This is a genomic window from Pontibacter rufus, from assembly GCF_015694705.1.
GTDB classification, from domain to species: domain Bacteria; phylum Bacteroidota; class Bacteroidia; order Cytophagales; family Hymenobacteraceae; genus Pontibacter; species Pontibacter rufus.
Genome location: NZ_JADQDR010000020.1, coordinates 1 through 11,086 on the forward strand (window position 1 = coordinate 1; position 11,086 = coordinate 11,086).

The window sequence follows — 11,086 nt, forward strand, 5'->3', positions numbered from 1 at the left end:
TAGCAGAGATAAATGTAGTTGAATTCCCTAGTTTTGAAGGCTCCTTAGCGACAGCTATTACTTATCATAACAGTTGTTATCTGGGAAAACTCCTTTCCGGCCGCTTACAGGGAGCCGGTTTTGGTACTTTCGAGGGAGGAGCAAGGGCTGCAATAGCGATCTGGCTTGGTGTAAAGACCTTTTTTATGTCAGTCAAATGTCCTGTTGCCTGAGAAACACTATCAAAGAAATACGTACTCCCTTTTTGTAAGACCATTAGCGGCAAGCTTCAACAACAGCCTATAGAAATGGAAGAGAAAGTAGCAGTAATTTACCAGGCCAAGGCACCACCTGAAAGAAACGGTATTCTTAAGCCGATGAAACCAGGTGGCTACTCAGATAGTGGTGCTGACATCGCTTATTCGCTTCAACAGCAGAATATACCAGTTGTCACGCCTGTTAAAGACCCAAGAGTTGAGCATGATTTGGATTGGGTATTTCCTGATAGCTTAGAAGGCATACAAACGGCTGTTGACAATGGAGCTACCATCATTTGGCTGAATACAGTACTGTACCAGAGTCACCCAATTGAGGCCTTTATCAGGCAGGGTATTTCTGTTGTAGGGCAAATTCCTGAAAATGTGGATGTTTATGACGACAAGTGGGTCACCAACAACTTGCTGAGGAAGAATCATCTGCCTATCCCGAAATCTGTTATGATTACCAAGGAAAATGCAGGTAATTACCAATTGCATTTTCCGTTCCCTGTAGTGGCAAAGCCTATTCGTGGCAGGGGAAGCCAGGGAGTTTCATTGGTGAACACCGCAGAGGAGCTAACAACCATACTCCAGGCCATGTTTCGCTCTCAGGATTATGGGCAAGCGCTGTATGTAGAGGAGTTTTTGCCGAGGCAGGAGGTCACTGTTACCGTTATGCCCCCCGGCAGCTACATCATTCACAAAGAAAGTGTCATACAAGAGGATTATTGGTCCTTGCCGCCTGTAAGGCGCTTCAACCACGAAAACGGAATAGCCCCTTACAACGGAACAGTAGCTGTCATCAACAACAGTGAAATTCTGAGTGACGGGGAGCTTCAAAAAGGTGATATCCTACAACTTTGCAACCAATGCGAGGCAGCCGCAAGATTGGTAAATGCCAAAGCGCCTGTTCGTATTGACTGCCGGGCAAACACTGAAGGGAAATATCTTCTCTTTGACGTGAACATGAAGCCCAATATGACAGGTGCGTCCCGTCCTCATCGTACAGATCAGGATAGTTTAACAGCGTTGGCAGCCCGAAAGATTGGGTGGAGCTTCCCTGACTTAACTTTTAATATGCTCAAACAGCATTGGAAAAATAGTGCCGGCCGCTGATGCAACATCACCATTCGAATGAACATAAAGTAGCTTACCGGAGAAACAATCTTTCAGCCAACTGGGGGTGCGGGTTTTAGTGCTTTCCTGAGGAGCAAAGATTTTGAGCAGCTTACTTCAATGGGCTGCAATTCCTTTTGATTTGCTCATAATCTAAAATGGCTTAAGGATGGAGATGCTGCCCAAATGGCAGCATCTCCATCCTCGAGAAAAAACACCTATTATGCCACCGTATAAACCCTTACATCAGGATCGTCCTTCAGGTAAGGCTTTAAAGCAACCACAACATCGTTGTTAAACAGGTCGCTCAACAGGTACACCTGTGCATTCTCAGCAGAGTCAAACCCATGTAGTACCTGTACATCTTCAACATGCACCAACAGTTCTTTCGATAGAGCCCCTGGAATCGTTTCTAAAAAGGGGCCTTTGTACTGGTTGTAGACACCGGCAGCACCTTCTCTGTCAGCGGCATCAATTTTCAACGTAATCTCTAAATAAGCTTTTGCCATTGCTATAGGATATGAATATGTGAATGGCAAAATTCATTCAGTAATAACTTTTGAGAAATGGACAGATGTGAAAAGGAATGGTAGATTTAGGAAACAGCCTTCCTGAATTCTGAAGGGGAAAGCTTTGCGTGCTTTTTGAAATACTTCACAAAGTAAGAAGGGTCATCAAACCCTAAGCGGTAGCCAATTTGATTTATGTTGAGGTTGGAATGCAGCAATAAGCGTTGTGACTCCAGTATTAGTCGTTCCTGGATCATCTGGGAGGGCGTCTTACCCAAGGTTTGATTGGTAAGGTCAGATAAGGTTCGGGAGGAAATATGCAATAGCTGCGCGTATTCGGCTACCGTAAGTCCTGTGGTGTAATTTTCATCAATCAGGTTTACGAATCTGATAAGCTGTACTTTTTTATCATCCACGATAAAGGGAGCATCGGCAACACGCTTTTCAACATCATTCTTTCTGCGTTGAACCTGAATCAGAAAGGCTTTTAAGTAAACGCGTATCAATTCCTCTTTCCCAAATTCGGCCTCATTTTGTAGCTCTCTTTTGATTTGCACAATGTATTCGTCCAATTGATGACCGATGCCCTGGCTGATGCAACAGGAAGGCAGCTGGTACGGGTTATTAAAGAGGTTGTATTTTAAGAAGAAGTCCACTTCATTGTCTTTTTGAACCAGAAATGCTTCATTAAAGTGAATCAAAATTCCAGCGTAATCGGTCTTCTGGTCGAAATAATGTACTTGATTTTTGGAGATAAAGAAAATGGCATTATCAAAAACATCGTACTCCTTAAAATCAACAAAGTGCTTGCCTGCACCACGTTTGAACCAGATGATCTGGTAATAGCTGTGTATGTGGGGCTTTGTGGTATCACTCTGATGTTTATTTAAATACTGGCTTAAGTCGTGTATGGCAAATTGGGGCTTATCGGGCTGGTGCCGGTTAAGGTGGTATTCATGGATTGGGTTAGGTTTTTCTTTAGCCATTGGTTGTGGGGAATAAACAAAGCGCCACTCTGAATTTATATAACCTCAATTCTCAAAGGGTAGGTGCCAATCTTACTTACGCTCCTGATTAATAAAAGCGCTTAAGATAAATTTTTCAAAGTAGACTATGGCAAGCTTTGCTTAAAATTACCATTCTCATTCTCATTTGTACCATCAATAAGTTTCCAGAATGGCTGAATTTTGCAAAATGAAAACACGTGAAAGTAGCATCATCATAGGAGGAGGATTAAGCGGGCTTACGTTAGCTTATTTATTAGCACAAAAGCACATAGAAGCTATTGTATTAGAAGCTTCACCCAGGTTAGGCGGTAGGATTCAAACTGTAAAAGGGGCTTTGGGTGCGCCCCTGGAATTAGGTGCTACCTGGTTTGCCGATAAGCATCGTCATTTATCGTCCTTATCAGAAGAACTGGAGCTACAGAAATTTCCCCAGTTTTCGAAGGGCATTTCACTTTTTCAAACAAAATCGTTTGAGCCGCCACAAAAGTTCTTTGTACCAGAAGCAGAGACACCTTCCTACAGGCTTGCCGGAGGTACTCAATCCTTGATAGATACCCTGGCTCAGAAGCTGAAAGCTCAGAACATCCGGTCAAATGCCAGGGTAACAGGTATCAGGAATTCTGAAGATACAGTGATCGTAGAAACAGCAACCGGAGAAGTGTTCAAGGCCGGTAAAGTAATCGTCTGCGTACCACCGCAGTTAGCTGCTTCACAGATTGAATTTTCTCCGGAACTGCCAAAGCCTGTCCGGGAAATTCTACCGACGGTGCAAACCTGGATGGCAGGTGCCGTTAAGTTTACCCTGGAATACTCAGAACCATTCTGGAGAAACGAAGGCTTTTCGGGTATGCTGTACAGCCACGCTGGCATTGTTACGGAGATGTACGACCATACCAATCTGGAAGAAGACAAATTTGGTTTTACAGGTTTCCTGAATAGCGGCGCAGCAGCGTATGCCCAGGAGGTGCGAAAAGAATTTGTGCTGCGCCAGCTAGGGGAATTATTGGGCGCCAAAGCCCTTCAGCCTACTGCGTATTTTGATAAAGTATGGACGGATGAATTTGTGTTGGCCGGAAGCCCGGTGATTCATCGTCCCCACCAGAATAATGGACATGCGTTGTTGCAGATGGCTTATATGGATGGGAAACTTTATTTCTGTGGCACAGAAACGGCTACTGAATTTGCCGGGTATATGGAAGGGGCCGTAATGGCTGCTAAATCCATTGCGGAGAGACTCTAAAAGGAACAATATTTCTTTTTGCTGTAACTTTAACCTTTGAAACTGAGCCAATCAGTATGTCGTCAGTAAATACAGGTAATGATGCTGAAAGCACCGCTATGAAGTTAAAGCAAATTGCTGTCTCCTGTTTAAAGCTGGGAACGATCGGATTTGGCGGTATCGCGGGGATGGTAGCCACCATAGAAAATGAAATGGTGGTTAGGCGGCAATGGATAAACCACCAGCATTTCATGGACGTGCTAAGTGCCTCTTACATCATACCAGGCCCAAATGCGGTTGAGGTTGTCATGCACTGCGGAAAGGAATGGGGCGGTCGCTTAGGACTGATAGTAGCCAGAGTTTGTTATATCCTCCCTGCGATGCTGATCTGCCTGCTTTTCGGATATTTTTATCAGAAATACAGCGCGCTTCCTAATGTTCAGAATTTTATTTTTGGGCTTAGGCCTGCTACGGCAGCATTGGTCATCGGCACTGTTTTGCGGTTTTCGAATAAGACATTGAGGAACAATAAAGTCCTTCTTGCGCTATGCCTTTTGGTTTTTGTGGGTTCTCTCTATGGTATAAACGAGGTGCTGCTGATACTTGGAGCAGGTGTAATAAACTATCTTGCCTACAGCGCCAAGAATAAAATAGCTGTATTCACTGGCCTGTTTCTTTCTCCAATTCTTTTACAAATAGACACCCGGTTTTCAGATAGTAAACTTTTCCTGATTTTGTTAGGTAGTCTGGGTGGCTTTCTGTTACTACAACTTTAAAACCATAAATAATTAGGGTTGAAAACAAATATGCATTATCCAAAATTCGGTAATTGGAAGTAGACGATCATTTACCTGCGCTGCTTTGTCCCAAATTACTCCAGTATTACGGGACAGTCATTCCTTACTTGGTAAGGCTATCTGCTATTTGCCAATCGCTGTCTTACACGAACTCAGAAGCCGTATCCTGCACCTGTTGAAGTATGTTCCTCAGCACAGGGCTTTTATCCTCTCTCCTCCAGGTCACGTAGAGGTTTACCTTGTAGGGCAGCGCGATAAACCGCACATCGGGCAGAGCGCTGAACGAGTAGGAATAGGGCAGTATGGAGATGCCAAGCCCCTTGGAGACCAGCCCGAGCACCATTGCCCCAAAATCCGTCTCAATATAGACGTTAGGACTAAAGTCGTGGTCCTCGAATATCTGCCGAAGGCTTGAGGTATAGAATGTTGTTTGCGTCAAGCTTGAGAGGATGAACTTCTCGTCCCTTACATCTTGAAGCCCCGTAAAGCTCTGTTCGTTCAGGCGGTGGCTTGTGGGCACAACAAGGGCAAAGGGTTCGGAATACAGGCAGGTAGACTGCAATGAGGCGTTCTCGGCGGGGTCCCGCCTGAAGGCTATATCCATCTGGTAATTGAGCAGCAACTGCTCAAAGCTGATGTCGGTTGGCTCCACCAGCTCCACCTTCAGTTCTGGCAGGGCGAGGGAGATGCTTGTTAGCAGCCGGGGCATAAAGCTGTAGGCGATAGAGCCTGGATAGCCAATCCTGACGGAGCCGAAAGCACCTTCGTGAATCTTCTTTGCCTGCAGGTGGATGCGGTTGATCTCATCCAGCAACGGCAGCCACTGGTTCCTAAGAAACGCGCCAGCATCGGTAAGCTTCACGCTTCGTTTGCTTCGTTCAAAAAGCCGTACTCCGAGCTCGTCCTCCAGGGCTTTGATCTGCCTGCTGAGGGCAGACTGCGTGATGAACATCCGCTCGGCCGTGTGCCAGAAATGCAGCTCCTGTGCCAAAGCCAGGAAGTACTTAATTTGCTGAAGCTCCATTTCCTGTGATTTGTTTTTAGCATTAGTCAAGCCAATATTAGCATTTTTATGCACATCCGCACGCATTTACTTTGCAGTTCTTGTTAATGTGTAACACTATGATGTCACTACGAAAATACCTGTGGGAAGGGATAGGCTGGGTAGGAGCGCTCTTCTCGCTTCTGGCTTTCAGCCTGAACAGCCTGGGTGCTGTCAGCAGCCAGTCAGTGGAGTACCTGGGGATGAATATTGTTGGCTGCTTTTTGATGATTCTCTATGCAGCCTCAAAGAGGGCGTATGCAAGCTGGGTGCTTAATGCCGTGTTTCTACTCATGGCTGTTATTGCATTGGCTAAGGTATACCTGATAAGCCGGTAGTTTAGGGAGTTGCTTACAAGGCTCACAGTTGAAAGGATTAGAACAAAGAGGATCCTTGATGATTGCAGTACCCTGCGCTGAAGTACGCTCCAGCTATCAGTTCCATCCTTTCACCGGATTATCTGGCAGGATTTGCTGCCGACCATTATAGATTTAACGGAAACACTACTTGCCGGATATTGAAAACCGGCATAAACCACAGCTACTTGATTACCACCCCTGATGGGAAGTTTGTGCTGAAGGTTTATTGCCTTGGTTGGCGAACTGAAAGCGAGATAAGGGAAGAGCTGCAGCTATTGGAGTATCTCAATGAAAACGGCATTTTGGTCTCCTATCCCGTAAAGGACCGTGACGGCAACATATCAACCGGATTACAGCCTTTGAAGGAGAACGCTTGAACCTGCCGATTGGCCTTATCCTCTGCACCGGCAAGAACGAGGAGCATATAGAGCTGCTGCGACTAGATAAAAGCAATATCCGCGTAGCCGACTACCTGACGCAACTCCTACCCAAAGAGCTACTGCAGGCAAAGCTGCATCAATCTATCGATATTGCCTGAAGCAAAATGTCAATTAATAATAGCTAACGTGAAGATGCCTTTAGGGGCAATACTTACCCTAAAACACATTCATACTGCTTCTTACCACTCTCAACAGAAGGACACTTTATATAACAGTTGATATGCTTTAAAAGAGAAGAGGCTCCTCATGCCGAGGAGCCTCTTCTCTCATGAAAAGTCATGCATCTATCTTTTCAACTTTTAGTCAGTTTTGTATATGGAAGCCTTTAGAGCGTGATTGCTGCGGCGCTTACAAGAAATAAGGGTTAATTGAGAACCCTTGTACCCGCACCCTAAGTCACCACCCTTGCACATCCACATGGCTTTATGAGGCGGAATTTACTACGTACGACAGCTTTCCTCAATCATAACAGATTCTCTATTACTTAAAGAAACAATTTTGATAAAGGATTGTATAAAGTTAATTTAGTAACTTAGATGGTTAGTACGAATGAGGCTTTATCGCAATTCATGAATTAGCGGAACTGTCAGTTTTCATTTAGTTTAAAGTATGCTAACTATTCTGAACTTGTCACAACCAGGTTCAAAAGCAGTTAGAGTCATCAAGGTTACGAATTCTGTTGCCCTGTTAGTTTTGGGAAGGGTAGCTTAGCATAAATGAAATGGCAAAAATCCAGACTATAGCTGCTGCTTTTTCTCATACGGTCATTCCTCATTTGGTTGTCTCTTGTGATAGTTCCCATACCGTACGCTTTGCGAACGCAGCTTTATGCAACTTGATAGGGCAATCACAAGAGGAGCTTCTAGGTACCAGCATTTTCATAGCATCAGCCAGGCTTTTGGAACTGTTGGCGTTAACGGAACCTCAGCTTATCCAATTATTTGAGCAAGTAAGGGTAACTAAAACCTCTGCTAAAAGGCTAGTAAGCTGCCATGATGGCTCGGATAGACTGATGGCTGCGGACATCAAGGGCTGCTTTTGTGAAATCTACCCAATTATGGAGGGCAGCGAAGTTATACATCTGGTGATCCAAGTGGTAGTACTAAAGGGAGCGCTTTTATCAGATACGTTCGAATTTAAGCAGCAGAATCACTCAACCGTTGCTCCAAGGCAATCGCTCGAAATGATTATGGACAGTTTATCGAACGTGCTGTTCACGCTCGACGTCGAATCTGTGGGTGTATACAGGTTTTCATTTGCTAACCGTGCCTTTCAGGTCACCACCGGATTACCAGTGGAAAAAGTGATAGGCAAATACGTGCATGAAGTAATCCCAGAGCCTTCTCTGACAATAGTTTTAGGCAAGTACCAGGAAGCTATAGTGCGAAAGCAGCAAGTAAGCTGGCAAGAAGTTTCCCACTACCCGGCAGGGCAGAAAACGGGAGAGGTGTCAGTCATCCCGATGTTTGATGCTGCAGGCAACTGTTTTCGTCTGGTAGGTATGGTACATGACATTACAGAGCATAAGGAAGCGGAAACAAAACAGATGCGCCTCACGGAGGATCTATATCAGCACAACCGTGACTTAGAGCAGTTTACCTATATTCTGTCCCATAATTTGAGAGCCCCCCTTGCAAATGCCCTGGGCTTAGTGCGGCATCTTCCGGATGTTGCTGCCGGGACAGAAAAGTTTAACCAGTATGTCTCTTACCTGACGACAAGCATTGAGAATCTTGACAAGGTATTAAAAGACCTCAATCAGATCCTGTCCATCAGAGATAGGCAGAATTTGTTTGATGTAGAGCCCGTTGCACTTACCGCCGTGTGCAGTCAAGTTGGAGAGGCTCTAAAAGCCGAGCTTGCGCAGGCAGGGGGGCAGCTGAAGATTGACATAGACCCGAGCTTCAAAGTACAGGCAAGTCGAGCCTACCTGTACAGCATCTGCTATAATTTGATAAGCAATGCCATCAAGTACCGCAGTAAAGATCGCCCTTTGCATATTAACGTCACAAGCGATAGCACGATGGAAGAGGAGCCGGCGATTCATTTCACCGATAACGGCTCGGGCATTGACCTGGAGAAAACAGGGAAGGATATATTTAAACTCTACAAGCGGTTCCATAGCGGTACAGAAGGGCGGGGTATCGGGTTATTTTTAGTCAAAACCCATTTAGAGGCAATGGAAGGCCACATTAAGGTACAAAGCAAGCCTAATAGGGGAACTACGTTTAGTGTTTTCTTCAAAGAACTGGTTCGATGAACATCGCCATTATTGATGATGACCCTATCAGCATCTTCCTGACAGAGATGTCCTTGGAGAAGGAGGGCGTTTGGGCTAAGCTAAAATCGTTTATGTCGGCTGAAGAAGCATTGCAAGTCTTAGAAGCTCATAGCCTGAATGATCTGCCGGATGTCATTTTACTGGACTTGAATATGCCCATAATAAATGGCTGGCAGTTCCTGGAAATATTTCAACATCTGCCAGCGGCAAAGTTGCAGGGCAAATGCGCCGTTTATATCTTAACCTCCTCCCTGGATACTGCAGATACTGTGAAAGCAGGTGAAAATGCACTTGTAAAGGGAATAATACACAAACCAATCACCCCTGAAGACATTGGTGTCATTCTCTTGTCAAACTAAGTCTTACACCAGTGAAGATCGGATGCATAATTTAATTCCAATGATGCTAGACGTGGCGCAGCAGCAAGCGTTGCATTTGAGCCGGGAGCAAGAACAGCCTGGCATCCGCTGGGACAGACGTTGATCATCATAGCAGGTAGCGGCTGGGTGCAACGGGAAGGTAGACCAGTGGAAGAAATGTATCCAGGTGATGTCACTTGGTTTAAGCCAAATGAAAAGCACTGGCACGGTGCTACAGCAACAACTGGCATGACGCACCTTGCCATTCAAGAAAACCTGAATACCAATACCTGGAATTGTAGTGTTTTACTTGAGCCTTTTTTCGGGCAGCCATAGCTTGATTGTACAACAGCTTCTCAAATCAGCAAGGAGTTAGGTAACCAAAAACTGTATGCCTCCTTTTTGGTTGTAGAAACTCTCTATGTGCTCAGGTATGGCCTGCCTGGCTTCCTGCCTGATGGCGAAGTTGTGATGGTAGACTATCTCAGCCTTCATTGGCTTAAAGAGACTCTTTTCCAAGGCATTGTCTCAGCAATAAAGATAAAGAGGCACTCGGCTGCATTACGTCCGCCATAGGGCAAACCATGCAAGGTGATTCCGTATATGGTTTGCCACTACTTTATATTATAAATTCCTATATTTATATTGTCTTATAATTTACCTTATGTTAAATAGGATTGTTTTAATTCTAATATACTCTGTCAAATACTTAGTGATGTAGCATTGGTTATAATAACTATTCAACTTATGGAGCTCGCTTTGTTGTTAGGTAAGTCATTAAATTTTGACTCTATATCTTGAATTACTAGCACATTCTCTTTTATAAATTCAATAATTCCTTTTAATATGGAATCCGTTGATTTGTAGTCTAGCTGATTTTCAAGAAGCTTTATGCATTCGTGCAGCCCATTATTAGTCAGCCTTAATTTTCTCAAGGCAATAGCATAGAAGAATTCATTTAAGGCTTCAGCATGATCATCACTAAAATGTATAATCATATCTCCTAATACTGACTGCATCTCTAGACTCATTTCATATGACAGGTCATATCTCAATTCATCATCTGTTGCAGCTCTTAGAATGCAGGCCTGAATTATCCCGTCATTGAAACGTATAAAATTTCCAGGAGAGATCAGATTTCTTACATATTCTGTTTGGGCTAATCTACCTTTGTTTCTTATTTCATTTAGCACACATGAAATAATAAAATACACCTCTGACTGAGTGCTATGCTTAGTGAATTCATAATTAGGAATATTGGATGGAGCAAAAGCAAAACCATTACGGATCCTAAGAATTTCATTTTTAGATGTCGAAGGAAAAAAAAGATTTTGACTTAGGCCCTTGTCATTGCCGCTTTCTGTAAGCTCTTTTTCTCTCTTCTCACTAAAGTCGAGTGCTTTTGCCAGATCATGTCGCCCCTCGCAAAATTCGTAAAGCTCTTTTATGAAATTTAGTTCTCTATGCCAAGGTGTATTATAGGCTTCTTGAGAGCAAAAAATTGTTTCTACATTAAATATTTTGTGCGTGTTCCTGCCAAATTCCCCTAACCCGATATTAGACTGAAGGAATTCATGAAATTTACTGTCTTGCGTTCTGCTTATGAATGTGAAGTATATTCTCTGGAGTGTATTTTCATAATCTCTAAGAGTATGTTTTGAAATTTTTCAATTTCTTGCTTTAGAGGGCTTTAATCTATTTAGCAGGAAGGAGATAAAGGC

Annotated in this window: 14 protein-coding genes; 9 read left to right on the plus strand and 5 right to left on the minus strand. The window is 44.0% G+C overall.

Annotation, left to right across the window (positions count from 1 at the left end; all coding sequences use genetic code 11):
- Positions 1 to 212, plus strand: a 212-nt coding sequence (locus I2I11_RS21380) for a hypothetical protein (protein WP_230680541.1), incomplete at its 5' end; no start/stop codon positions are given.
- Between the two features lie 75 nt (positions 213 to 287).
- Positions 288 to 1,352, plus strand: a complete 1,065-nt coding sequence (locus I2I11_RS21020) for an ATP-grasp domain-containing protein (RefSeq protein WP_196269730.1) — start codon at positions 288 to 290, stop codon at positions 1,350 to 1,352.
- A 221-nt stretch (positions 1,353 to 1,573) separates the two neighbouring features.
- On the opposite strand, the gene I2I11_RS21025 is transcribed toward I2I11_RS21020, so the two are convergent.
- The gene (locus I2I11_RS21025; RefSeq protein WP_196269731.1) at positions 1,574 to 1,861 is read right to left on the minus strand and encodes a hypothetical protein; all 288 of its coding nucleotides are present in this window, start codon (positions 1,859 to 1,861) and stop codon (positions 1,574 to 1,576) included.
- Positions 1,862 to 1,947: 86 nt separating this feature from the next.
- Entirely contained in the window at positions 1,948 to 2,847 is a 900-nt protein-coding gene (locus I2I11_RS21030) for an AraC family transcriptional regulator (protein WP_196269732.1), read from the minus strand.
- 208 nt (positions 2,848 to 3,055) lie between these two features.
- Here I2I11_RS21030 and I2I11_RS21035 point away from each other — a divergent pair, with 208 nt between their 5' ends.
- The gene (locus tag I2I11_RS21035) at positions 3,056 to 4,108 is read left to right on the plus strand and encodes a flavin monoamine oxidase family protein (RefSeq protein WP_196269733.1); all 1,053 of its coding nucleotides are present in this window, start codon (positions 3,056 to 3,058) and stop codon (positions 4,106 to 4,108) included.
- Between the two features lie 56 nt (positions 4,109 to 4,164).
- The gene (locus I2I11_RS21040; protein ID WP_196269734.1) at positions 4,165 to 4,863 is read left to right on the plus strand and encodes a chromate transporter; all 699 of its coding nucleotides are present in this window, start codon (positions 4,165 to 4,167) and stop codon (positions 4,861 to 4,863) included.
- 163 nt (positions 4,864 to 5,026) lie between these two features.
- On the opposite strand, the gene I2I11_RS21045 is transcribed toward I2I11_RS21040, so the two are convergent.
- Positions 5,027 to 5,938, minus strand: coding sequence for a LysR family transcriptional regulator (locus I2I11_RS21045; protein ID WP_230680542.1), 912 nt, complete (start codon positions 5,936 to 5,938; stop codon positions 5,027 to 5,029).
- Positions 5,939 to 6,006: 68 nt separating this feature from the next.
- Here I2I11_RS21045 and I2I11_RS21050 point away from each other — a divergent pair, with 68 nt between their 5' ends.
- The 5 genes from I2I11_RS21050 (at position 6,007) to I2I11_RS21070 (ending at position 9,365) form a co-directional block, all read left to right on the plus strand.
- On the plus strand, positions 6,007 to 6,264 hold the full coding sequence (locus I2I11_RS21050; RefSeq protein ID WP_196269735.1) for a CBU_0592 family membrane protein: 258 nt from the start codon (positions 6,007 to 6,009) through the stop codon (positions 6,262 to 6,264).
- Between the two features lie 179 nt (positions 6,265 to 6,443).
- A complete protein-coding gene (locus I2I11_RS21645) occupies positions 6,444 to 6,662 on the plus strand; it encodes a phosphotransferase (protein ID WP_370583034.1) in 219 nt (72 codons plus the stop codon).
- Complete coding sequence (locus tag I2I11_RS21060) at positions 6,659 to 6,823, plus strand: hypothetical protein (RefSeq protein WP_230680544.1); 165 nt, start codon at positions 6,659 to 6,661, stop codon at positions 6,821 to 6,823. The genes I2I11_RS21645 and I2I11_RS21060 overlap by 4 nt, the downstream gene beginning before the upstream one ends.
- A 623-nt stretch (positions 6,824 to 7,446) precedes the next feature.
- Complete coding sequence (locus tag I2I11_RS21065; protein WP_196269737.1) at positions 7,447 to 8,985, plus strand: PAS domain-containing sensor histidine kinase; 1,539 nt, start codon at positions 7,447 to 7,449, stop codon at positions 8,983 to 8,985.
- Complete coding sequence (locus tag I2I11_RS21070) at positions 8,982 to 9,365, plus strand: response regulator (protein WP_196269738.1); 384 nt, start codon at positions 8,982 to 8,984, stop codon at positions 9,363 to 9,365. Before I2I11_RS21065 ends, I2I11_RS21070 begins: the two co-directional genes overlap by 4 nt.
- Before the next feature lie 372 nt (positions 9,366 to 9,737).
- Here the strand turns inward: I2I11_RS21070 and I2I11_RS21075 are convergent, their stop codons facing one another.
- Both I2I11_RS21075 and I2I11_RS21080 read right to left on the minus strand, forming a co-directional pair.
- Entirely contained in the window at positions 9,738 to 9,884 is a 147-nt protein-coding gene (locus I2I11_RS21075; RefSeq protein ID WP_255531418.1) for an IS3 family transposase, read from the minus strand.
- A 221-nt stretch (positions 9,885 to 10,105) separates the two neighbouring features.
- Complete coding sequence (locus I2I11_RS21080; protein ID WP_196269740.1) at positions 10,106 to 10,558, minus strand: hypothetical protein; 453 nt, start codon at positions 10,556 to 10,558, stop codon at positions 10,106 to 10,108.
- Between the last annotated feature and the right edge of the window lie 528 nt (positions 10,559 to 11,086).